The organism is Methylobacterium organophilum (assembly GCF_022179465.1).
Taxonomy (GTDB): Bacteria; Pseudomonadota; Alphaproteobacteria; order Rhizobiales; family Beijerinckiaceae; genus Methylobacterium; species Methylobacterium organophilum.
In genome coordinates this window covers 445128-467858 of the sequence record NZ_BPQV01000001.1, presented here as the reverse complement: position 1 = coordinate 467858, position 22731 = coordinate 445128, and the positions used below count along the sequence as shown (strand labels likewise).

General features: G+C 70.6%; 22 protein-coding genes. 11 read left to right on the top strand and 11 right to left on the bottom strand.

Going from position 1 to position 22731, the window contains the following annotated elements; translation table 11 throughout:
- The first annotated feature begins 368 nt into the window (after window positions 1-368).
- Window positions 369-842 carry a MarR family winged helix-turn-helix transcriptional regulator gene (locus MFF21_RS02110; RefSeq protein ID WP_238309525.1) on the top strand — a complete coding sequence of 158 codons (474 nt, stop codon included), beginning with the start codon at window positions 369-371 and terminating at the stop codon, window positions 840-842.
- A gap of 91 nt (window positions 843-933) precedes the next feature.
- On the opposite strand, the gene MFF21_RS02105 is transcribed toward MFF21_RS02110, so the two are convergent.
- Window positions 934-1296: a c-type cytochrome gene (locus MFF21_RS02105; protein ID WP_238309524.1), complete on the bottom strand. Its 363-nt coding sequence runs from the start codon at window positions 1294-1296 to the stop codon at window positions 934-936.
- A 299-nt stretch (window positions 1297-1595) separates the two neighbouring features.
- On the opposite strand from MFF21_RS02105, the gene MFF21_RS02100 reads away from it, so the two are divergent.
- Complete coding sequence (locus tag MFF21_RS02100) at window positions 1596-3029, top strand: FAD-linked oxidase C-terminal domain-containing protein (RefSeq protein ID WP_238309523.1); 1434 nt, start codon at window positions 1596-1598, stop codon at window positions 3027-3029.
- A gap of 6 nt (window positions 3030-3035) precedes the next feature.
- Here the strand turns inward: MFF21_RS02100 and MFF21_RS02095 are convergent, their stop codons facing one another.
- From MFF21_RS02095 to MFF21_RS02075, 5 genes are all read right to left on the bottom strand, one after another.
- Window positions 3036-3842: a 23S rRNA (adenine(2030)-N(6))-methyltransferase RlmJ gene (locus tag MFF21_RS02095; RefSeq protein ID WP_238309522.1), complete on the bottom strand. Its 807-nt coding sequence runs from the start codon at window positions 3840-3842 to the stop codon at window positions 3036-3038.
- Window positions 3843-3909: 67 nt separating this feature from the next.
- On the bottom strand, window positions 3910-4350 hold the full coding sequence (locus tag MFF21_RS02090) for a cupin domain-containing protein (protein WP_238309521.1): 441 nt from the start codon (window positions 4348-4350) through the stop codon (window positions 3910-3912).
- A 61-nt stretch (window positions 4351-4411) separates the two neighbouring features.
- Window positions 4412-5089, bottom strand: a complete 678-nt coding sequence (locus MFF21_RS02085; RefSeq protein ID WP_238309520.1) for a ribonuclease T2 family protein — start codon at window positions 5087-5089, stop codon at window positions 4412-4414.
- Window positions 5089-5556 carry a hypothetical protein gene (locus MFF21_RS02080; protein WP_238309519.1) on the bottom strand — a complete coding sequence of 156 codons (468 nt, stop codon included), beginning with the start codon at window positions 5554-5556 and terminating at the stop codon, window positions 5089-5091. Before MFF21_RS02080 ends, MFF21_RS02085 begins: the two co-directional genes overlap by 1 nt.
- 129 nt (window positions 5557-5685) lie before the next feature.
- Entirely contained in the window at window positions 5686-6678 is a 993-nt protein-coding gene (locus MFF21_RS02075) for an extensin-like domain-containing protein (protein ID WP_238309518.1), read from the bottom strand.
- 185 nt (window positions 6679-6863) lie between these two features.
- Here MFF21_RS02075 and MFF21_RS02070 point away from each other — a divergent pair, with 185 nt between their 5' ends.
- Complete coding sequence (locus MFF21_RS02070) at window positions 6864-8099, top strand: amidase family protein (protein WP_238309517.1); 1236 nt, start codon at window positions 6864-6866, stop codon at window positions 8097-8099.
- A 7-nt stretch (window positions 8100-8106) separates the two neighbouring features.
- Here the strand turns inward: MFF21_RS02070 and MFF21_RS02065 are convergent, their stop codons facing one another.
- Window positions 8107-8793 carry a DsbA family protein gene (locus MFF21_RS02065; RefSeq protein WP_238309516.1) on the bottom strand — a complete coding sequence of 229 codons (687 nt, stop codon included), beginning with the start codon at window positions 8791-8793 and terminating at the stop codon, window positions 8107-8109.
- A 150-nt stretch (window positions 8794-8943) separates the two neighbouring features.
- Here MFF21_RS02065 and MFF21_RS02060 point away from each other — a divergent pair, with 150 nt between their 5' ends.
- Window positions 8944-9201, top strand: coding sequence for a type II toxin-antitoxin system Phd/YefM family antitoxin (locus MFF21_RS02060; RefSeq protein WP_238309515.1), 258 nt, complete (start codon window positions 8944-8946; stop codon window positions 9199-9201).
- Entirely contained in the window at window positions 9198-9578 is a 381-nt protein-coding gene (locus MFF21_RS02055) for a type II toxin-antitoxin system VapC family toxin (protein ID WP_238309514.1), read from the top strand. Before MFF21_RS02060 ends, MFF21_RS02055 begins: the two co-directional genes overlap by 4 nt.
- A gap of 50 nt (window positions 9579-9628) precedes the next feature.
- Here MFF21_RS02055 and MFF21_RS02050 read toward each other — a convergent pair whose 3' ends face one another.
- Window positions 9629-13045, bottom strand: a complete 3417-nt coding sequence (locus MFF21_RS02050) for an acyl-[ACP]--phospholipid O-acyltransferase (RefSeq protein ID WP_238309513.1) — start codon at window positions 13043-13045, stop codon at window positions 9629-9631.
- 204 nt (window positions 13046-13249) lie between these two features.
- On the opposite strand from MFF21_RS02050, the gene MFF21_RS02045 reads away from it, so the two are divergent.
- Together MFF21_RS02045 and MFF21_RS02040 are read left to right on the top strand one after the other, a co-directional pair.
- Window positions 13250-13891, top strand: coding sequence for a TetR/AcrR family transcriptional regulator (locus tag MFF21_RS02045; RefSeq protein ID WP_238309512.1), 642 nt, complete (start codon window positions 13250-13252; stop codon window positions 13889-13891).
- Window positions 13892-13943: 52 nt separating this feature from the next.
- Window positions 13944-14510, top strand: a complete 567-nt coding sequence (locus MFF21_RS02040; RefSeq protein WP_238309511.1) for a pyridoxamine 5'-phosphate oxidase family protein — start codon at window positions 13944-13946, stop codon at window positions 14508-14510.
- Between the two features lie 15 nt (window positions 14511-14525).
- Here MFF21_RS02040 and MFF21_RS02035 read toward each other — a convergent pair whose 3' ends face one another.
- A complete protein-coding gene (locus tag MFF21_RS02035; protein ID WP_238309510.1) occupies window positions 14526-15545 on the bottom strand; it encodes a gamma carbonic anhydrase family protein in 1020 nt (339 codons plus the stop codon).
- 99 nt (window positions 15546-15644) lie between these two features.
- On the opposite strand from MFF21_RS02035, the gene MFF21_RS02030 reads away from it, so the two are divergent.
- Entirely contained in the window at window positions 15645-16130 is a 486-nt protein-coding gene (locus tag MFF21_RS02030; protein ID WP_238309509.1) for a molybdenum cofactor biosynthesis protein MoaE, read from the top strand.
- Window positions 16127-17278 carry an AI-2E family transporter gene (locus tag MFF21_RS02025; protein WP_373324883.1) on the top strand — a complete coding sequence of 384 codons (1152 nt, stop codon included), beginning with the start codon at window positions 16127-16129 and terminating at the stop codon, window positions 17276-17278. The genes MFF21_RS02030 and MFF21_RS02025 overlap by 4 nt, the downstream gene beginning before the upstream one ends.
- Before the next feature lie 21 nt (window positions 17279-17299).
- Here the strand turns inward: MFF21_RS02025 and MFF21_RS02020 are convergent, their stop codons facing one another.
- Complete coding sequence (locus MFF21_RS02020; RefSeq protein ID WP_238309508.1) at window positions 17300-17863, bottom strand: dienelactone hydrolase family protein; 564 nt, start codon at window positions 17861-17863, stop codon at window positions 17300-17302.
- Window positions 17864-18028: 165 nt separating this feature from the next.
- Window positions 18029-18931 (bottom strand): peptidylprolyl isomerase, encoded by a 903-nt coding sequence (locus MFF21_RS02015; protein WP_238309507.1) that lies wholly within the window; start codon window positions 18929-18931, stop codon window positions 18029-18031.
- Between the two features lie 268 nt (window positions 18932-19199).
- On the opposite strand from MFF21_RS02015, the gene MFF21_RS02010 reads away from it, so the two are divergent.
- Window positions 19200-19532 (top strand): hypothetical protein, encoded by a 333-nt coding sequence (locus tag MFF21_RS02010; RefSeq protein WP_238309506.1) that lies wholly within the window; start codon window positions 19200-19202, stop codon window positions 19530-19532.
- 291 nt (window positions 19533-19823) lie between these two features.
- The gene (gene secA, locus MFF21_RS02005; RefSeq protein ID WP_238309505.1) at window positions 19824-22730 is read left to right on the top strand and encodes a preprotein translocase subunit SecA; all 2907 of its coding nucleotides are present in this window, start codon (window positions 19824-19826) and stop codon (window positions 22728-22730) included.
- Window position 22731 lies beyond the last annotated feature (1 nt).

The following is a 22731-nucleotide window of genomic DNA, read 5'->3' as shown; positions in this document are numbered from 1 at the left end:
TCGGGCGCAGAAATAGATTGCGCGCAACCGATGCAGCGCTTCTACAGGACGCTGGATTGCGCGCAAGGGGTTTTGCGGGCGCGGGGCGGACCCCTGCGCCGGGTGCGGATCCCTTCGACAGCGCCGGGGCTTAACTCGATTGTGCACACGCGAATTTTGGTCTACTACTCCGCCCTCGGGATTCCCGATCAGCGTTTCTTCACCGCTTCCCCGGCGGTGGGTCGCGCGACGTCGAGACGCTTGATATGGAACCTGCTGCCTCGCCGCACAGGCCGGGGCAAACCGGGCCAGCCCGGTGACCATCCACGCCGTACCGGGCCGGCCTGCCGCTTGATCGAGAGCGCGGGTGCGCCATGAGGACAATGCGAATGAGCAAGCCGGGCCGCGACGACCCGCAGCTTCTGGACAACCAGCTCTGCTTCGCCGTCTATGCCGCAGCGCATGCCTTCGGGCGCGCCTACCGCACCTTGCTCACCCATCACGGCCTGACCTACCCGCAATACCTCGTCCTGCTGGTGCTCTGGGAAGAGGAGGGCCTGACGGTCAAGGAGATCGGCAACCGACTCTTCCTCGATTCCGGCACGCTGACGCCGCTTTTGAAGCGGCTCGAGGCGTCCGGCCATGTCCGCCGGGCCCGCGACCGGGCCGACGAGCGGCAGGTGAGCATCTTCCTCACGACCAAGGGCCGCGGCCTGCAGGAGAAGATGACCTGCCTGCCGGACACGGTCGGCGGCATGACCGGCCTTCCCGTCGACCAGCGGCGCGACCTGCTCGCGCTCCTCGCCAATGTCCGGGACGACCTGCACGCCCGCACCGTCGAAGTCGGCGTCGAGGCGGTCTGACGCCGCGCTCCGGGGCCGGGAAAGGCTCCCTCGAAACGAGAAAGCCGCTCCGAAGAGCGGCTTCCGTGTTCTGCGTCGCGGATCGAAAGGATCAGGACTTCGTCTTGAGATAGGCGATGATGTCCTGGACCTTCTTCTCGTCCTTGATGCCCGGGAAGACCATCTTGGTGCCGGGGACCTTCTTCTTCGGGTCCGTGAGCCACTCCTTGAGGTTGGCCTCGTCCCAGGTGATGCCGGACTTCTTCAGAGCGTCGGAGAAGTTGTAGCCGTCGGCACCTTCGCCAGCCTTCGAGCCGACGACGCCCTTCAGGGTCGGGCCGACGCCGTTCTTCTCGAAGTTGTGACAAGCCTTGCAGGGGGCGAAGGCCTTCTCGCCGGCGGCGGCATCGCCCTCGGCCTGGGCGGCGACGGGCAGGAGCACCGCGAAAGCGGCGCCGAGGATCAGGTGACGCATCGTTATTTTCCTCCTTGGGTGCGGCCGGAGCCGCCCGGCTCATGGCAGAGCTTTTCGCTTTAGAACAGATAAAGATTGTGAATGCCACCCCGGCATTTAGGGCGCGCGGAGGGAAGGGAAGCCTTCACGCCGCGTTTCCGTCTCATCCTCCCCTGCGTCCCCGCGGGCCCGGTGCAAGGCGGGCCCGCTTGCCTTAGGATGCGGGAGAACCCGCCCCGTTCCTGAGCATCGCCCAGGCCGGCTGAAGCGGGGCTGAAGAAACCGGATGCGCCCCGGGAGGCGCTTCACAGGAGACGCCGATGTCGATCGCCTTCCCCCTGCCCGACGCGGCCGTCGTCGCCCGCCGCGACGCCATCATCGAGGGCCTGCGGGGGCTGGTCGCTCCGGAGGCGCTGGTGGTGAGCGAGGACGAGCGCCGCGCCTTCGAGACGGACGGGCTCACCGCCTACCGCAAGATGCCGCTGGCGGTGGTCCTGCCCTCGACCACGCAGGAGGTCTCCGCGGTGATGGCCTTCTGCCACGAGAACGGGGTGCGCGTGGTCGCCCGCGGCGCCGGCACCTCCCTGGCCGGCGGGGCGATCGCCCAGGAGGACGCGATCATCCTCGGTGTCGGCAAGATGACCCGGGTCATCGACATCGACTTCGCCAACCGCACGGCCCGGGTCGAGGCCGGCATCACCAACCTCGCGATCTCCGGCGCGGTCAGCCACGAGGGCTTCTTCTACGCCCCCGACCCGTCGAGCCAGCTCGCCTGCACCATCGCCGGCAACATCGCCATGAATTCCGGCGGGGCGCATTGCCTGAAATACGGCGTGACCACCAACAACCTCCTCGGCGTGACGCTGGTGGCCCATGACGGCACGGTGATGGAGATCGGCGGCGACCATCTCGACAGCCCCGGCTACGACCTGCTCGGCCTCATCTGCGGCTCGGAGGGCCAGCTCGGCATCGTCACCGAGGCGACGGTGCGCATCCTGCGCGCGGCCGAGGGCGCCCGGCCCATGCTCGTCGGCTTCTCCTCGGTGGAGGATGCCGGCGCCTGCACCGCGGCGATCATCGCGGCGGGCATCATCCCGGTGGCGATCGAGTACATGGACAACGAGGCGATCCGCATCACCGACGATTTCGCCAAGGCCGGCTACCCCCTCGATGCCGCCGCGATGCTGATCATCGAGGTCGAGGGCTCGGATGCGGAATGCGAGGACATGCTCGCCCGCATCGTCGCCATCGCCCAGCAGTTCCAGGTTTCCTCCCTGCGGGTCTCGACCTCGGAGGCGGAATCCGCGGCGATCTGGAAGGGCCGCAAATCGGCCTTCGGCGCCACGGGCCGGATCTCCGACTACATCTGCATGGACGGCACCATCCCCACGGGCCAGCTCGGCGGGGTGCTGGAGCGGATCGGCGCGATCTGCTCCGAGCAGGGCCTGCGGGTCGCCAACGTGTTCCATGCCGGCGACGGCAACCTGCACCCGCTGATCCTGTTCGACATCAACACGCCGGGCGAGCTGCAGAAGGCCGAGGCCGCGGGCGACGCGATCCTCAAGCTCTGCGTCGAGGTCGGCGGCTGCCTCACCGGCGAGCACGGGGTCGGCATCGAGAAGCGCGAGCTGATGCGCTTCCAGTACGACCAGGTCGATCTGGAGCAGCAGATGCGGGTGAAGAGCGTGTTCGACCCCGCCTGGCTGCTCAACCCGGCCAAGGTGTTCCCGCTGGAGGGGCGGATTGCGGTCTGAGCGGCCTCACGCCTCCGGCCCGAGGCCCTCGCAGCGGAAGGCGCCGTAATCCCCCTGCGCCAGCCGCCCGGCTAGGGCCGGCAGGAAGGCTTCGGCTTCCTGGCGCAGGGTCCAGGGCGGATTGATCACGATCAGGCCCGTGCCGGAGAGACGGCTCGGGTCGTCGGGCCGGGCGATCATCAGGTCGAGGCGCAGGGCGGGGCGGGCGAGCCCTGCATCGAGCCGCGCCGCCATGCGGTCGATCGCGGCGACCTCCTTGATCGGGTACCAGCCGAGATAGGTGCCGGTCGGCCATTTCCGTGCGGCTCTGAGCAGCTGCTCCCCGAGGCGGTCGATCTCGCCGCGCACCTCGTAGGGCGGGTCGATCAGCACGAGGCCGCGCCGCTCCGGCGGCGGGATCAGGGCGTTGAGGGCGGTCCAGCCGTCGAGATGCATCACCTTGGTGCGGGAATCGCTGCGGAAGCGCTCCGCCAGGGTCTCGGCATCGACGGGATGCAGCTCGACGAAGACACCCTTGTCGCCCGCCCGCAGGAATTCCCGGATCAGGGCCGGCGAGCCGGGATAGGTCGTGGCGCCGTGGCGGGCGCGGGTGGCGGCGACCGCCGCCCGGTAGGGCGCGAGCAGGGCTTCGACCTCCGGCGGGAACGGCGCGTCGAGCCGGCCCCAGCCCTCGTGCCATTCGCCCGTGCGCCCGGCCTCCTCGGCCTCGAGATCGTAGACTCCGAGCCCGGCATGGGTGTCGATCGCCCGGAACGGCTTGTCCTTGGCCAGGAGGTGCACGAGCACCCGGGTCAGGACGAGGTGCTTGAGCACGTCGGCGAAATTGCCGGCGTGGAAGGCGTGGCGGTAATTCAGGGTCGAGAACCTTTCAGGGCCTGGCTCAGGGCATGTCCGCCTTCGCGCCGGCGAAGACGTCCGCATGCACGCCGTCCAGCTCGGGCATCAGCACGACGCTCTCCTGCTCGTTCGGATCGGTGCGGGCGATCACCGCGATGCAGGGCGCCTCGGCGCTCGGGTTGTAGGGCAGGTGCGGCACCCCGGCCGGGATGTAGAAGAAGTCGCCCGGGCGCACCACCGCGTGCTCCTCGAGCCCCTCGCCGTACCAGCAGCCCGAGACGCCGCTGAGCGCGTAGATCGCGGTCTCGTGGGCCTCGTGCCGGTGGGCCTTCGCCTTGGCGAGGGGCGGGATCGTGACGAGCTGGAGATGAAGGCCCTTGGCGCCGACGCTCTCCGCCGAGATGCCGACCGCGTAGTCGAGGCCCTGCTTGCCGGTGAAGGATGCGCCGGCCTGGACGAGGCGGCAGGTCGGTTTCTCCGCCATGGCGGCCCCTCCGAAGGACGTCTCGCGCCAGGATAGCGGTGCCCGGCGGCGGCTGAAAGGATCAGCGCGCCGCCTCGATCGCGACCTCGCCCGCGCGGCAATTCTGCCGGGCCACCTCCGGGCAGGGGGTGAAGCCGCGCAGGTCCTTCGTGAAGCAGATGCGCACCTCCTGCAGCTGCCCGCGGCGGCAGGTGACGGACATCATGTCCGGGCGCAGGCCCTTGTTGGCCATGACGAAGTCGCGGGCGATCTCGATCGGCGCGGCCCGCCGGTCGGCCGCGGGCTTCACATAGGCGTCGGGGATCGTCACCGCCTCCCGGGCGGCGCGGGCCGCGCGGAAATAGGCGGCCGGGTCGAGGCCCGAGCAGGTGCCGTGGGTGCGCCACTCGTGCCGGGCGAGGCCCTCGCTCGGATAGATCCGGCCCGCCTCCTCCATCGCCTGCCGGGTGACCGGCCGCTGCACGGCGGAGCATTCGGAGGGGTAGCCGCGCTCGTATTGCGGCCAGAGCCCGTGCACCACGAAGCCGAGGCCGCGGCCCGGGGCGCATTGCCCGTCGCGGTCCCGCCGGCTGCCCTCGCCCTCGCAATAGGTCGGCGACCAGGACAGGGCGAGGACGTAGAAGTCGAAGATGCCGGGCTCGCCGCCGCGGCGGAAGCCCCCGTAATCCTGGGCCTGCGCGGCGCCGTCCGTCAGCGCCAGAACCGCGGCGAAGGCGAGGGCGACGCAGGCCGCGCGCATCAGGGCCGGGCCATCCGGCAGGCGGTGGCGTAGGCGTAGGACAGGTTGCGGTCGAGGCCGTGCACGCAGAAATCGATGCCCCAGCTCGCGCCGATCAGGCCGGTGCTCTCGCGGACCGAATAGTCGATCTTGCGGCGCAGGCCGTCCGAGGTGGTCGCGACCGCGGTGCAGAAGCGGCGGGGGATGAAGTCGACGCCGTAGGGCCGCCAGGCGGTGCGCTCGATGTGATCGTAGGCGACGATCGTCATCGAGGAATTCCAGTACTGCTCCTCCTTCTCGGCGAACTGGCTCGAGACCGTCTCCAGCACCGAGGGATCCTGGCAGCCGGGAATGTTCGCGTCGTAGGGGAAGGTCTGCTCCTCGGCGGGAGAGATCTCCTCGCGGGCCGAGCGGGCCTGGGCCGGGAGCACCGCGCTTGCGGCGAACAGGCCGAGCACCAGGGCGGCGAGAGTGGGATTCGGGCGCATCCGATGCGGCTCCGCTGCTTCATGACCGTGACAGCGGACGATGCCGGGCCTGGACCCCAAGTCAAGCTTGTGCCCGCCCCCGCCCTCGCTTTTGCGGGCGAGCGGGGCGTGGCGGGCACAGGCGCGAGGTCAGTAGATCGGATCGGTGGCGGGCAGCGGGGCCGAGAGCGGCAGGGGCTCGGCATAGCCCGGCGCCGCGTCGTAGGGGGCCGCGGCCATTCGGGGGGCCGGGGGCCGGGCCGGGCGCATCGCCGGCGCGGCGGTGTAGGCGGAGGGCGCCGCCGGGGCACGGGCGGTGCGGGTGCCGCTCTCGCGGGCAGAGGTCGGGTGGAGGCCGTAGGGATCGTCCTCCTCCACGTCGACCGGGGCCTGGGGCGGGGCGGCCTCGCGGGGCATCGGCCGCGGCGTCGCCGGCATGCGGGCGACGGCATCGGGGCCGACCTGGGGCTCGAATTTCAGGAGCGGCTTGCAGATCCGGCGGGTGCCGCGGGGATCGTGCCGGGCGAGGTCCACGTGGATGTGGTCGTAGTGGAACACGTTCGAGCCTGGCCCGAGCACCGTGGAGAAGCGGGCGCAGGCGCCCACGAAGACCTCGCGCAGGAAGGCCTGCTCGGCCTCCGTGCCGCGCCAGCCGCCCTTGACGGTGATGACGTGGCCGTCGGCCAGGGTGAAGGACATCACGTCGACGGCGTTGCCGAAGGAATGCTCTGAGAGCTTGGCGCCGACCTGGTTGTTGCGGCCGCGGCAGGCATAGGTGCCGGCATTCATCTCGACCACGGGCTGGCCGAAATAGAGGTTGGCGGCGGGCTGGATCGTGTCCGCGAGCCAGGCCTCCGTCTCGGCCACGGCGGGACAGCCCAGGGTCATGCGCTGCTTGAGCGCCACGGTGCCGTCGCCGAGCCGGGTGATGCGGAAGGGCTGCAGCATGCCGCAGGGGCCGGGTCCGTCGATCTCCTTGCCGGGGGCGACATAGGCCGTGGGCTGCACGAGCTTGCGCGACAGGCACATCTGCTCGGCCTGATCGCGCCAGGGCTCGCGCTGCTCGAACCGGTTGATGGCGCAGCCGGTGAGGCCGGCGCCGAAAAGCGCGAGGCCGAGGAACACGAGGACGCGACGCAACATGGCCGCGACGATGCGCGGGGTTGCGTAAACACCCCGCTAACGCTGTCGGGGGCGCCGGCCTCTTGTCCACAGGGTGGGGAACGGTTCGGATGGGCGCGCAGAGGAAAGCGAAACTTTCTCCCGGCGCCGGTCCGCGCCGGCCGACCCCGCTGGACCCCTCACCTTTTTCCTCATAGGAAAAATTCATGGTTTCTCTGATCGAGCTGCAGCGCGGCATCGCCGATGGATCCCTGACCCCGCAGGCGGCCATCGCTGCGGCCCGGGCGCGGATCGCCGAGCGGGACCCGGCGCTCCGCGCGATCCTGCGGGTCGACCCCGATCCCGTGATCCCGTCGACGGGGCCGCTCGCCGGCATCGCGGTCGGCGTGAAGGACATCATCGACACCGCCTCCATGGCGACCGAGATGGGCTCCTCGATCTATGCGGGCTGGCGCCCGAAGGCGGATGCTGCGATCGTGAGCCGGCTCAAGAAGCTCGGCGCCGTGCCCCTGGCCAAGACCGCGACCACGGCCTTCGCCGGGCTCGACCCCTGCGCCACGGTGAATCCGCACGACGCGGCGCGGACGCCAGGGGGCTCCTCCTCCGGTTCGGCGGCGGCGGTGGCCGCGGGCCTGCTGCCCCTGGCGCTGGGCACCCAGACCGGCGGCTCGGTGATCCGCCCGGCCGGCTTCTGCGGAGTCGCGGCGATCAAGCCCTCCTTCCGGCTGCTGCCGACGGTGGGCGTCAAGACCTTCTCCTGGGCGCTCGACACGGTCGGCCTGTTCGGCGCCGGCATCGCCGACATCGCCCGGGCCCTCGCCCTCATCACCGACCGGCCGGGGATCGATCTCTGCGCGGGCGCGCCCGGCGCAATGCGGATCGGCCTGTGCCGCCAGGATTTCGCGGGCGCGGCCGATCCCGACGCCGAGGCCGCCCTCGCCCAGGCGGCCCGGGCGGCCGAGCGGGCCGGCGCGACCGTCACCGACCTCGTCCTGCCGGAGCCTTTCGCCGCCGCCTGGGCCAAGCACCCGATCGTTCAGGATTACGAGGCGCGCCAGGCGCTGGCCTGGGAATACGCGACCCATCGCGATGCCCTGCCCCCGGTGGTGCGCGAGGTGCTCGACCGGGCGCAGGCTCTGACCGCGGCGGAATACGACGAGGGACGGCGCACCGCCCACCATGCCCGCCGCGCCCTCAAGGAGCTGTTCGGCGCCTACGACGCGATCCTGACCTATGCGACGGTCGGGCGGGCGCCCGCCATCGCGACGACCGGCGATCCGCGCTTCAACCGGCTCTGGACCCTGATGGGCGTGCCCTGCGTCAACGTCCCCGTCCCCGGCGACGGCCTCCCGCTCGGCGTGCAGGTGATCGCCCGTTTCAGCGATGACGGGCGGGCGCTCGCCGTCGCGCGGATGATCGAGGACGCTCTGGCGCGGGCTTAGCCCGAAATCAGCCGCAGGCGATCTGGTCGCAGCGGCGCATGGCGGCGATCATCCGGGCCAGCGACTTCGCGCCCGGATGGCCGAGGATGCCGACATTGCCGAGCACGTAGGAGGGCGTTGCCGAGAGCCCGAGATTGGCCGCGACATGCATCTGCGCCCGCAGGGCCGTGCCGACCTCCGGGCTGTCGCCGATCGTCTCGAGCTCGGCCCGCGACACGCCGGATTTCGCGGCCACTTCGAGGGCCTTCAGGCCGTCGATCTTGCCCGGCGTGCCGAGCAGCTCCGCATAGACCTTGAAGGCGGCGGCCGAGCCGAGCTTCTTCTGCACGGCGAGCGCCACCTTGGCGGCCTGGGCCGACATCGGCGACAGGATCGGGTTGTTGACGAGGCCGATGCGCAGGGCCGGGTCGCTCTCGACCAGCGCGCCGATATCGGCCGCCGCCTTCCGGCAATAGGGGCAGTTGTAGTCGAAGAACTCGTAGAGGGTGACCTCGGCGTCGCGGGGACCGATGAAGGTCACGCCGCGCAGCTCCTCGATCTGCCCGGTGATCTCCCCGGGCAGCCGCATGTTGGCGACCGGCCGGCCCTCGTCGTTCTCGACCTTGAAAGACTGGCCGTAGCTCTGCGCGGCGGCCGGACCGGCGGCGGCGAGCGCGAGGGAGGCGGCGAGGAAGCGGCGGCGGTCGAGGGACATCGGCAACGGACCGGCAAGACGAGGAAGCGGGGCCGAGGATAGGGACAAGAATGGTTTAAGTTCGACTTCCAGGGCCGCTCCCGTGAGGCGCTTGCGGCGGACCATTCAATGGTCCAAATCTGCCTTTGGGGTGGAGCACAGGGTCGGACGATGCAGGTCTCCGTGACGGATGCGAAAGGACAACTGACCGATCTCGTTCGGCGCGCCGAAGCGGGTGAGGAGATCATTTTGACGCGGCATGGGCATCCTGCCGTCCGTCTGACTCCGGTCATCCCCCTGCCGGATCGCCACGCGCGCCGGGCCCTTCTCAGCGCCGTCAGGCAGAGCGCCGCCGGGAAAGCGCTGGACGGACCGAGCGCGGACCGCAGCCAGGACTTCCTTTACGGCGATGACGGCCTGCCGACATGATCGTGGTCGACACGTCGGCCTTGATGGCGATCCTCCTCGGCGACGCGGAGGCAGATCGATGCGCTGCCGTTCTGGAAGCGGAGGATCGGGTCTTCCTCTCGTCCGGAACGATGGCTGAAGCCCTGATCGTGGCTGCGCGGCGAAACCTCGGCGACGAGATGAAGCGACTGATCGACGGCCTCGGCTTCGAGATCGTCAGCGTGACCGCCGCGACCGCGGTGGGCGTGGGCCAAGCCTATGAACGCTGGGGCAAGGGCGTCCATCCGGCTGCGCTGAACTTCGGCGACTGCTTCGCCTACGCCCTGGCCAGGGAGAAGGGCTGTCCGCTCCTGTCTGTCGGCGATGATTTCACGCAGACCGATCTCGAGCGCGCATAGCGCCGCTTCAGCACGGCGTCCGGGCGGTCCCGCCCGGACGCCGTGCTGCCTCAGGCCGCCTCCGCCGTCGCGGCGCGTTCCTTGGCGAGCTTGGTCACGCCGACCTGGTCGACCTTGCCGGTGCCGAGCATCGGCAGCTTGTCGAGCACCACCACTTCCGCCGGAATCGCGATCTCGGTGGCGCCGCGGCCCTTGGCGAAGCTCTGGTAGCCGGCCCGGGTCGCGCCCTTGGCCTCCGTGAACAGGATCAGCCGCTCGCCCTTGCGGGCATCGGGCACGGCGGCGACCGCGCTCGGGGCGTCGGGCCAGAGCTCCGCGGCGAGCGCCTCGACGCCGGCCAGCGACACCATCTCGCCCGCGATCTTGGCGAAGCGCTTGGCCCGGCCCTTGATCGTCACGAAGCCCTCCGCGTCGATCGCGACGATGTCGCCGGTGTCGTGCCAGCCGTCCTTGGGCGGCTCCAGCAGGCCGGGATTCTCCGCCCGCAGGTAGCCGAGCATCACGTTCGGCCCTTTCACCGCGAGGCGGCCGCCCTCCTCGATGCCGGGGACCGGCTCCAGGCGATGCTCCATGCCCGGCAGCAGCCGGCCGACCGTGCCGAAGCGGTTGAACATCGGCGTGTTGAGGGCCACCACCGGCCCGCACTCGGTCACGCCGTAGCCTTCCAGGATGCGCAGGCCGAACTTTTCCGCCCAGGTCTTGCGGGTGGCGGCCTTCACCGCCTCGGCGCCGGCCACGACGTAGCGCAGGGAGCGCAGGTCGTAGGCATGGGCCATCCGGGCATAGCCGGTGAGGAAGGTGTCGGTGCCGAACAGGACGGTGGCGTTCGAGCCGTAAACCAACTCCGGCACGATCCGGTAATGCAGCGGCGAGGGATAGAGATAGACCGGCACGCCGGAGACCAGCGGCAGCACCAGGCCCGCCGTGAGCCCGAAGGCGTGGAAGACCGGCAGCACGTTGAAGACCTTGTCGGTCGTCCCGAAATCGATGCGGGCGGCGACCTGGGCGACGTTGGCGAGCATGCTGCGGTGGGCAAGCACCACGCCCTTGGGTGTCCCCTCGGAGCCGGAGGTGAACAGGATCGCCGCCGGATCCTCGCCTGTCCGCTTCACCAGGGGCCGGCGCGGGCTCAGGAGCCCGCGGATCTTGTCGCCGGTGCCGACGGTGGCGCGCACGTCCTCCAGATAGACGAGCTTCACCGCCGTGCCGATCGCCTCGACGAGCGGCCCGAGGCGGCCCTTCTCGATGAAGGCGCGGGAGGTGATCACGGTGTCGACCTCTGCCGCCCTGCAGGCGGAGAGCACGTTGGCGGGGCCGGCGGAGAAGTTGATCATCGCTGGCACCCGGCCCGCGCTGGAGAGCGCGAAGAAGGCGACCGCCGCGCCGTTGGCGTTGGGCAGCATCAGTCCCACCGGCCGCCCCACGGGGGCGAGCGGCATCAGCTTGCGGCCGAGGATGTTGGCGCCCATCACCAGCCGGGCATAGCTGAGCTTGCCCGTGACCGGATCCTCCAGGGCGTTGCGGCGCCAGCCGTGATCCGCCCCGGCCCCGATCAGCGCGGAGAAGACGCTGCGGTCGATCGCGGCGGTGTGGAAGACGAGATCCGACATCACGTCGTAGAGGGCGGCGCCGGCCGCCCGGCGGCGGGTCTTGCCCTTCAGGGCCGGATCGACCGAGAGGGCCACCGGCGGCAGCACGGTCACCGTCACCTTCGGCCACCAGCGCCGGCGGACCTGGGCACGGGACAGGCGCGAGAAGGCGGTCTTTTCCAGCCCGTCGATCTTCACCGGCACCACCATGGCGCCGGACTTGTCGGCGATGAGCCCGGCCCCGTCATAGACCTTCATCAGGCTGCCGGTGACGGTGAGGCGCCCCTCGGGGAAGATGATCAGCGTCTCGCCGCTCTTGACCGCGTTGATGAGGGTGCGGGTGGCGAGCGGCCGCGTCGGGTCGAGCGGCATCGCCTTGGTGACGCGCAGGAAGGGCTTCACCCACCAGCGCTGGGCGATGCCGTGATCGATGGCGAAGACCGGCTCCTTGTCGAGGAGCGAGAGGGCCAGGGGCGCATCGAGGAAGGAGACGTGGTTGAGGGCGACGATGGCGTTGGGGCCGGCCTTGTCGACGTTCTCCAGGCCCTTCACCTCCAGGCGGTAGAAGGCGCGGAACAGGATCGAGAGGAAGTCGCGGAAGGGGCTCGTCGGCAGCGTCTTCAGGATGATCGCGCCGGCCACGAGGTTGAGCACGGCGACCAGGGCGAGCAGCTGCGCCATGGTGAGGCCGAGGGCCTGCAGGACGGCCAGCGCCAGGGTGCCGCCGACCATGAAGGCCGCCGTCATCACGTTGACCGCGCCGATGACGCGGGCGCGCTTCTCCTTCGGCGTCCAGGCCTGCACCGCGGCGAAGGAGGGCACCACGTAGAGGCCGCCGGAAATGGCGAGGCCCGCGAAGTCGAGGGCGATGCGCAGGCCCGTGGCGCTGCCGAGGAAGTCCCAGGCGCCGATGGGCGTGCCGGCGGGCGGGGGCAGATGGGCGATGGTCCAGGCGAGGTCGAGGCCGAACAGGCCCATCAGCACCGCACCGACCGGCGTCGGCAGCAGCACGATGCGCCCGCTCGCGAGCCAGGAGGCGAGCCCCGAGCCGAGGGCGATGCCGACCGAGAACACCGCGAGCAGGGTGGTGGCCACGATCTCGCTGCCGTTCAGCGCGGAGCGCACCAGCACCGGCAAAAGCGACAGCACCACGATGCCGACGAGCCAGAACCAGCTCACGATCACCGAGCCGCGCCAGAGCCGCGTATCGGCCCGGAGGTCGCGCAGCAGGGCGACGGTCGAGCGGGCGATGTTGGGATCGACCTTGAGGTCGGGCGCGCCCTCCCCCGTCTTCGGGATGGCCCGGGCGGCGAGCCAGCACAGGACCGCCATGCCCATCAGGCCAGCTCCGAGGCCGAGGGCATGCCCGCCCGCCGCCATGGCGAGGCCGGCGGTGATGGTGCCGAGCAGGATCGCCAGAAAGGTCGCGGCCTCGACCAGGGCGTTGCCCGCGGTCAGCTCCTCGCGCTTCAGGTGGTCGGGCAGGATGCCGTACTTGATCGGGCCGAACAGTGCCGCGATGATTCCGAACAGGCCCAAAGCCGCGAAGAGCAGCGGCACGGATTGCAGCCAGAAGCCCAGCACCGAGAGCAGGGCCGCGAAGATCTCCGCGAATTTCAGGCGCTTGGCCAGGACCGCCTTGTCGTAGCGGTCGGCCAGCTCGCCCCCGAGCCCCGACAGGATGAAGAACGGGCCGACGAAGACCGCGCTCGCCAGCGTCACCAGGATGCCGCCCTGGCCGGGCTCGCCGCCCTGCCCGACCCGGAACAGGATCAGGAGCGCGAGGGCGTTCTTGAGGAAGTTGTCGTTGAAGGCCGAGAAGAACTGGCACCAGAACAGCGGCGCGAAGCGGCGCGTGGTCATGAGCGTTCGGAACATGGCAGACACTCCCGGCTGGGGCATGACTGCCCGCCGATCGGTTTAGCGTCAAATCCGGAAGCGCCTTGGGCACGGCCAAGGTTCCCTCCCAGGTATTTGCACGACGTTCAAATTAGCCGCGCCCCTCCTCTGCGCAAGCTTGATTTTGCACGGCGTGCAATCTACGCCGTTGGCGCGTGCGGCGGCGCACGGGAGCGGATGAGCATGGCGAAGCGCGCAGCACCGGCGCGGCGGGGTGCGGGGCCCCGCAACGAGTACGACCGGAAGGGTTTCATCGCGGTCGTCGCCCAGGCCGCCGAGAGCCTGGTGCGCCACGAGGGCTTCCGGGCGCTCGGCATGCGCCGGCTCGCCGCGGCGATCGGCTACGCGCCGAACTCGATCTACAATGCGGTGGGCGACCTCGATCAGGTGGTGCTGCGGGTCAATGCCCGCACCCTGGCCCGCCTGCGCGGCGCCCTCGAAGCCGCGCGCGATCCGGCCCGGCCGGCCCGGGCGAACGCCCTGGCTCTGGCCGACGCCTATCTCGTCTTCGTGGCCGACGATCCCCGCGTCTGGAGCCTCCTGTTCGAGCACATCGCCGCCCCGGACCAGCCCTTCCCGGACTGGTACGCGCAGGCCCTCGCCGACACGGTGAGCCTCGTCGACCAGGCGCTGGCGCCCCTGGTCCGCGATGCGGTCGAGCGCCGCAAGGCGGTGGCGACCCTCTGGGCGGGCCTGCACGGGCTCGCCTCCCTCTCGACCTCGAACAAGCTCCGCCTGCTCGCCCCCGAGCCTCCCCGCGACCTCGCCCGCCTGCTCGTGGGGCGCTTCCTCGGGCCGGAGGAGCCGGACAGCTCCGCCGATTAGCGTGCCGGGCCCGGGGCGCCTAAGCTTCCGGGAGGCGACGCCGGAAACACCCATGGCCAAGCAGTTCCCCGCCCTCGATGCGCGCCTGACCGACTTCATCGCGCGCCAGCACGTCTTCTTCGCCGCCTCCGCGGCGGAGGGGGCGCGGGTGAACCTGTCGCCGCGGGGCACCGAGGCGTTCCGGGTGCTGGGGCCGAACGCGGTGGCCTATCTCGACCTGACCGGCAGCGGCAACGAGACCGCGGCCCATCTGCTGGCGGATGGGCGGCTGACCCTGATGTTCTGCGCCTTCGAGGGCGCGCCGATGATCCTGCGTCTCTACGGGCGGGGCGAGGTGCTGGCCCGGGGCAGCGGCGCCTATCGCGACCTGCTCGCCGGGGCCTTCGCCGGGCAGGAGCCGCCGGGCGCCCGGCAGATCGTGCGCCTCGCCGTCGACCTCGTGCAGACCTCCTGCGGCTACGGCGTGCCGCGGTTCGACTTCGCCGGGGAGCGGCCGGGCCTGACGAACTGGGCGCGCAGCCAGGGCGAGGAGGGCCTCGCGGCCTATCGCCGGGAGAAGAACCGGCGCAGCATGGACGGGCTGCCCACCGGCCTGCCGGAGGAGGAGCCGAGCGCCTGACGCCGCGCCCCGCGGTCAGGCCAGGTCTTCCTGCGCCTTGCGGTATTCCCGCCCATGGGCGCAGTAGCCCTCGACGATCCGGGCGATCATCGTGCGCTTGCCCTCGTCGAGGGGGGCGAGGATGCGCGCCGGGCGGCCGCCCCAGAGATGGCCGCTCTCCAGAACCTGGCCGGGATCGGTAGTGGCGCCGCCCGCGAGCATGGTGTCGTCGGCCACCACCGTGCCGGGGGCGAGCACGCAGCCGATGCCGATCAGGCTGCGCGAGCCGATCCGGCAATCGGCCATGCGCACGTTGTGCCCGATCGTGGTGTCGCGCCCGATCGCCACGCCCTCGCCGCGGGTGCGGATGACGGTGTTGTCCTGCACGTTGGTGTCCGCGCCGATCACGATCGGCCCGACCTCGGCGCTGAGTTCGCAGGAGAACAGGATGGTCGAGCCGGCGCCGAGGGCGATGCGCCCGCGCAGCCGCGCGGTGCGGGCGACGAAGACCGATTCCTCGACCTCGACCTCCAGCCCCTCCGCCGCGCTCGGCGCCGAGGCGGTGGCCTCGCGCAGGCGCTCGGCCCGCTCGGCGAGGGCCTCGGCCGAAATCGGCCGCTGCCGCTTGGCCGGGCTGCCGGCATAGACGAAGCCCGCCTCCAGGGTGGAGCGGGGAAACACGGTGGCCCCCGCCTCGATCAGGACGCCGTCCGCGACGGTGGAGCCGTCGAGGATGACCACGTCGTCCTCGATCACCACGTCGGAACCGACGGTGCAGGCATGGACCACGGCGTTGCGGCCGACCGTGACGCGGTCGCCGACCACGGTGCCGTGGGTGTCCGTGGCGATGTGCACGGTGGAACGGTTGCCGAGCCAGAAGCGGTCGCCGATCGTCACCGCCTCCCCGTCCGCGCGGATCACGCTGTCGTCGCCGAGCCAGGCCTGGATCCCGAGCGTCGCGGCGCCGATCACGGTGCTGCCCCGCCCGCACCAGACGGGCCGGGAGGCGAAAGTGGGGCTCACCCCCTCGTGGGGCAGGATCAGGTCGGGCGTCACGGGGCGAAAACCTCTCGAAGGCGCCGGGTAGCGCCGTCGCGTCGGGAACGCATATAGGCACAGGCGCGCCGAGTCTAAGCCGAGTCCCGAGGTCCCGTCATGTCGAGCCGCGAGTCTTTGGTCAGCACCGCCATCCGCGCCGAACCCTTCGACGTCGCAGCGGAGATCGCCGCCCTGGAACGGGCCCTGTCCGGCCGCGCCGGGGCGGTGGTGACCTTCACCGGCCTGTGCCGGGACGAGGAGGGGCGGCTCGCCGCCCTCGAGCTCGAGCATTACCCGGGCATGGCCGAGGCCGAGATCGGCCGGGTCGTCGATGAGGCGGTCGCGCGCTGGCCGCTGCAGGCGGCGCGGGTCATCCACCGGCACGGCCTCGTCCGCCCCGGCGAGGGCATCGTGCTCGTGCTCACCGCCTCCGCCCATCGCCGCGCCGCGTTCGAAGGAGCGAGCTTCCTGATGGACTACCTCAAGACTCGCGCGCCGTTCTGGAAGCGCGAGCATCTCGTCGACGGGAGCACCGGCGGCTGGGTCGAGGCGACCCAGGCCGACGACGCGGCGGCGCAGGCCTGGTCGGGAGACCCCGCGTGAGCGGGCCGGCGGCAGGCCACGCTCCGGGCGGGGAACCGCGCCGGCGCTCGCTCACGGTTTCCGGCATCGCCGTCGTCGCCTTCACCGCGCTGCTGGCCCTCGCCTGGATGGCCTCGGCGACGCTGCTCCTGATCTTCGCCGGCATCCTGCTCGGGGTCTTCCTCGATGGGCTGACCCGCGGGCTCGGCCGGCTGCTCCCCCTGCCCCGGGCGGTGCGGCTGGCGCTGGCGAGCCTCGGCCTCGTCCTCTTCCTCGCCGGGCTCTCCGCCTATGGCGGGGCCACGGTGGCCCAGCAGGCACGGGATCTCGGCACCACGATCCAGCAGCAATCCACCACGGTGCGCGACTGGCTGAAGGACCGCGGCATCGACATCGAGCTGCTCCAGGCGCCCGAGGGCGAGGGCAGCGGGCGCACCCGCGGGGACGACGGCAAGGGCGGTCCGCAGCAGGGCGGCCTCGCCGGCCTCGCCTCCGGCGTGCTCAAGAGCCCGGGCTCCTTCCTGTCGGATGCGGGCAACGTCCTCGGCCCGGCCGCGGCGGTGGTGCTCGGGCTGTTCAACGCCCTGGGCAACCTCCTGGTGATCGCCTTCCTCGGCGCGGCGGTGGCGGCGGACCCCGCCAGCTACCGCGACGGCGCCCTGCATTTCCTGCCGCCGGACCGGCGCAAGCGCGGCGGCGAGGTGCTCGACGCGGCCGGGGAGACCCTGCGGCACTGGCTGTTCGGCCAGCTCGTCACCATGACGGTGATCTTCCTCTGCACCTGGGCGGGCCTCGCCTTCCTCGGCGTCGGCGGCGCGCTGATCCTCGGTCTGCAGGCGGGCCTGCTCGCCTTCGTGCCGACCGTCGGCCCGTTGGTGGCCGGCGTCGTCATCATCCTGGCGAGCCTCGCCTCGGGCTTCACGGCGACGCTGGGGGCGCTCGGCGTCTACCTCGCCGTGCAGACGCTCGAGAGCTACGTGCTCACCCCCTTCATCCAGAAGCGGGCGCTCGACATCCCCCCGGCCACCATCTTCGCCGGCCAGCTCCTGCTCGGCGTGCTGTTCGGCCTCTGGGGCATCGCCCTGGCGCTGCCGATGCTGGCGGTGATCAAGGTGCTACTGGAGCGGCTCTATATCGAGGACACGCTGGGGGAAGCGGCCGAGGGGTGATCCCGCACCCGGTCGCGGCCCTCACGCCGTCCCCGCGAGGCCGTGCGGGCCTGACGCAAAGGCTTCCGCGACATCCCTGCGCAGGGCCGAATCCGCATCCGGCCAATCCTCCCGGTAGAAGGCGTGGTCCCGGCCGGGATAGGTCCTGGACCGCGTGGGAACGGCCGCGTTCCATGCTTCGTCCGGTCGATGCGGGTCGTGGCTGCCCCAGAACATCTGGGTCGGGATGGGCAGAGGCGAGGTTTCGTAGCGCAGGCGCGTGGACGAGACGCAGACGAGGGCATGGAGCCTCAGGCCCTTCGCGACCGCGCGCCAGAGGGCCGTGCCCCCGGCGCTGAATCCCAGGCCGTAGAGCCGATCCCCACCAAACCCGCACAGGGTGTCGATCGCGGCGCCGAGGCCGTTTTCCTGGACAAGATGCGCGTGCAGCGCCTCGCCGCTCAGCGTCGGACGGCCGCACAGATCGGCCAGGCGCAGAAAAATGCAGCGATCGATGCTGTCATCCGGCGGAAAGCCGCATTCCGAAGGCTCGCCGTGAATGTCCGTCACGAACAGCAAGGTGCCTGGCAGGCGGCTCGGCGGCATGTTTTTGTAACGTTCGATAGATCCCGAGAGCTTGCGGATCTGCCGCGGCTTTCGCGAAGACCGCTTCGGTCGGCCGCCCCCCTCCCGACGCGCGGGGCGAGGGGATGCGCCAGGACCGAAGCGATCCGATGGAAGTCCGGGCGGTCGGGGTGCGGGCGCCTCGGCCTATTTCTTGTCCCCGGCGGCCGGCACCTTGTCGTCCGTCTTGGGCACGGTGGCGCCGCCGCCGTCCTTGCGCTCGATCTTGGCCTGCTCCCGCAGCTTCAGGATCATGTCCTGCTGGGCCTTGCGGGCGAGGTACTGGTCGATCTGCTCCTTCATCTCGTCGAAGCTCGGCACCGGCTTGGTGCGCTTCTCCTCGAGCTTGATCACATGCCAGCCGAACTGGGTCTTCACCGGGTCCGAGAGCTGGCCGGGAGAGAGCTTGAAGGCGGCCTCGGCGAAGGGGGCGACCATGCGGTCCTTGGTGAACCAGCCGAGATCGCCGCCCTCGGTCTTGGAGCCCGGATCCTTCGAGACCTCGCCGGCGACCTTGGCGAAATCCTCGCCGCCCTTGATGCGCGCGGCGATCTTCTTGGCCTCCTCCTCGTTGTCGACGAGGATGTGGCGGGCATGGGCCTCCTCTTCCGGCTTCATCGCCTTGACCGTCTGGTCGTAGAGGGCCTTGGCCGCCTCGGGCGTCACCGCCTTCTTGGATTCCCGCTCCAGATATTCGTCGAGCAGCAGCTTGTCGCGGAAATAGGCGAGCTTGCGCTTGAATTCCGGCGTGTCGCCGACCTTGGCGGCGTCCGCCGCCTGCGCGCCGACCTTGAGGTCGACCAGGTAATCCACCAGCAGGTTCTTCTTGCCGGCCTCGTCGACCCCCGGCAGCGACAGGGCGGGGTCTTCCCCGGCGATGGCAAGGTCGCCCTGCGTGATCGGCTTGCCGTTCACGGTCGCCACCACCGTGTCGGAGGCGGCCGGCGTCTCCGCCCGCGCGCCCTGCCCCGTCATCACTTGGCCCGTCGCGGCGACGGCAAGAGCCAGGGCGAGCGCGCCGGCCTGCCGGGGAAGGAAGTGCATCGTCATCGGGCGTCCTCGGGATCGTCGGCACGCATCCGGCGTCTTCGTCCGGCTCGGCCGTTCTGGAAGCGGCTCGAAAGCCGCGCAGTGCGGGCCACAGGTGGCGTGGGCGCGTGGCAAAGGCAAGCCTCGGAGCGCGCGGCCGCCCACACGATCGCCTGAGGGCGTCGCGGAGATCGCGCCGCGCGGGGCAATCCGAGCGATCGTTTCGACACCTCCTTAACGAGCCGCCGGCATGGTCGCCGCATCGCGGAGGCAAGAGAGGGAATCGACCATGCGGAGCGCTCTGGCAGCCGCTGCGGCGGCGCTCGTCCTCATCGGAACGGTCGGCGAGGCCGAGGCGCGCGGCCGCCGCTTCGGCCTCGGGATCGGACGGAGCTGGGCCGGCACGCCCCGGGGCGAGGCCGTCCGGGCCGAGGGCGGATCGAGACGGGTCCGGACCGCCGGGGCCGAGGCGGGGGACAGCCTGCGCGGGAGCCTGCTGGATTCCGCGGCTGTCCCCGCCTCTCCCCCCGCGCCGTCGCCGCGCGTGACGAAAAATAGCGGGTCGTGGTGTGCGGCCGGGCGCCTCGCCGGGTCGGGCACGGGCTTCTGCCTCGTCAACTGACCGGCGGCCGGCGCCGCCTCGGCGGGAAAGCGCTTTCGGGACAGTGGCTTGGCAGCCTGCCCCGGCCATGCGCGGCCGAACCGCGGCCCGGCGCCGGACCCCTTCCTCGGCCGTGAGATGTTCAGAGCCGCCGCGGTGGTCCCGGTGGCGTGTCCGGCGTGCCCAACCTTCGTGCAAGGGCCGGCTCTTTCGGATGCACCCCCCGCACTTTACCTCTATAAGCCCGGCTCAATGCAGGCTGGCGGCTCTCCCGTGCCGCCGCGCGACGACTTTCACGACCGCAGGTTCACGATGCTCGGTGCCCTCGCCAAGAAGATTTTCGGCTCGTCCAACGACCGTCGGGTCAAGGGCTACCGTCCGCGGGTCGCCGCGATCAACGCCCTCGAACCCGAGATCGAGGTGCTTTCCGACGAGGCCCTGCGCGCCCGCACCGCGATGCTGAAGGCCGAGCTCGCCGCCGGCAAGAGCCTCGACGACATCCTGGTGCCGGCCTTCGCCACCGTGCGCGAGGCGGCCAAGCGCGTGCTCGGCCAGCGGCATTTCGACGTGCAGCTGATCGGCGGCATGGTGCTGCACGAGAGCGGCATCTCCGAGATGAAGACCGGCGAGGGCAAGACCCTGGTCGCGACGCTGCCGGTCTATCTCAACGCGCTGGAGGGCAAGGGCGTCCACGTCGTCACCGTCAACGACTACCTCGCCTCCCGCGACGCCGAGTGGATGGGCCGGGTCTACCGCTTCCTGGGGCTCACCGTCGGCACCATCGTGCACGGGCTCGACGACGACCAGCGCCGCGAGGCCTATGCCTGCGACATCACCTACGGCACCAACAACGAGTTCGGCTTCGACTACCTGCGCGACAACATGAAGTACGAGCTGTCGCAGATGGCGCAGCGCGGGCACAATTTCGCGATCGTGGACGAGGTCGACTCGATCCTGATCGACGAGGCGCGCACGCCGCTCATCATCTCCGGCCCCGTCGACGACCGCTCCGAACTCTACGTCGCCGTCGACGCGATCATGCCGCGGCTCGCCCGCGAGCATTACGACCTCGACGAGAAGCAGCGCACGGTCTCGCTCACCGAGGCCGGCAACGAGTTCATCGAGGAGGCCCTGCGCGAGGCCGGCCTCCTCAAGGAGGGCGACCTCTACGACGCCCACAACGTCAGCCTCGTCCACCACGTGAACCAGGCTTTGCGCGCCCACACCCTGTTCACGCTCGACAAGGACTACATCGTCAAGAACGACGAGGTGGTGATCATCGACGAGTTCACCGGCCGCATGATGCAGGGCCGGCGCTACTCGGAAGGCCTGCACCAGGCCCTGGAGGCCAAGGAGCGGGTCACGATCCAGCCCGAGAACCAGACGCTCGCCTCGATCACCTTCCAGAACTACTTCCGCCTCTACAAGAAGCTCGCCGGCATGACCGGCACCGCCTCGACGGAGGCCGACGAGTTCGCCGAGATCTACAAGCTCGAGGTGGTCGAGATCCCGACCAACAAGGAGGTCGAGCGCGTCGACGAGGACGACGAGGTCTACCGGACGGTCGAGGAGAAGTACGAGGCGATCATCAAGGAGATCGACAAGGCGCATAGCCGCCTTCAGCCGATCCTGGTCGGCACCGGCTCGATCGAGAAGTCGGAATTGCTCGCCGACCTCCTGCGCAAGGCCGGCTACACCGCGCTCGACTATTCCGACCCGAACGCGCTGACCGACGTCTACAAGGCCGCCCGCGAGAACCGGGTGACCAAGCGCTTCGCCGTGCTCAACGCCCGCTTCCACGAGCAGGAGGCCTATATCGTGGCCGAGGCCGGCGTGCCCGGCGCCATCACCATCGCCACCAACATGGCCGGCCGCGGCACCGACATCAAGCTCGGCGGCAACCTGGAGATGCGCATCGAGAAGGAGCTCGGCCACCTCGCCGAGGGGCCGGAGCGCGATGCGGCGATCGAGGCGCTGAAGGCCGAGATCGCGGAGAACCGGGCCAAGGTGCTCGCCTCCGGCGAGAAGGCCGATCCCGAGGCCGGCCGCAAGAAGGACCTGCCCGGCGGCCTCTACATCATCGGCACCGAGCGCCACGAATCGCGGCGCATCGACAACCAGCTGCGCGGCCGCTCCGGCCGCCAGGGCGATCCCGGCCGCTCGAAGTTCTACCTGTCCCTCAAGGACGACCTGATGCGCATCTTCGGGTCCGACCGCATGGACGGGATGCTGCAGCGCCTCGGCCTGGAGCAGGGCGAGGCGATCATCCACCCCTGGATCAACAAGGCCATCGAGAAGGCGCAGCAGAAGGTCGAGGCGCGCAACTTCGACATGCGCAAGAACGTGCTCAAGTACGACAACGTCATGAACGACCAGCGCAAGGTCGTGTTCGAGCAGCGCCGCGATTTCATGGCCCAGGAGAGCGTCCGCGAGACCGTGGACGAGATGCGCGAGGGCGTGGTCGACGACCTCGTCACCCTGCACATCCCCGAGAACGCCTATGCCGAGCAGTGGGACACCGAGGGCCTGAAGGCCCGCATCGCCGAGGTGCTGAATCTCGACCTGCCGGTCGACGCATGGGCCAAGGAAGAGGGCATCGCCGACGAGGAGATGCGCGAGCGCCTGCGCAAGGCCGCCGACGCGGCCTATGCGGAGCGCGTCGAGAAGAACACGCCCGAGGTGATGACCTATGTCGAGAAGCAGGTGCTGCTGCAGACCCTCGACCATCTCTGGCGCGAGCACCTCGTCACCCTCGACCACCTGCGCCAGGTGATCGGCTGGCGCGGCTTCGCCCAGCGGGACCCGCTCAACGAGTACAAGTCCGAGGCCTTCGACCTCTTCAACGGCCTGGTGGCGGCCCTGCGCGAGCAGGTGACCGGCCAGCTCTCGCGCATCGAGATCATGTACCAGGAGCCGGAGGCGGCCCAGGGCGGCTTCCAGCCGGTGGAGCTCGGCGGGCCGGCCCCGCAGATGTTCGAGGAGCATCGCGACCCGGCCACCGGCCGCAACGAGATGGACTTCGCCGGCACGGGCAGCGATGGCGGGGCCGGCCCCGCCTATGGCTATGCGGCGCGCGAGCTCTCCGCCGACACGGCGGTGCTGGAGCGCAAGCCCGACGACGAGACCACCTGGGGCAAGGTCGGCCGCAACGAGCCCTGCCCCTGCGGCTCGGGCAAGAAGTACAAGCATTGCCACGGCCGTTTCGCCGCCGAGGCTTGAG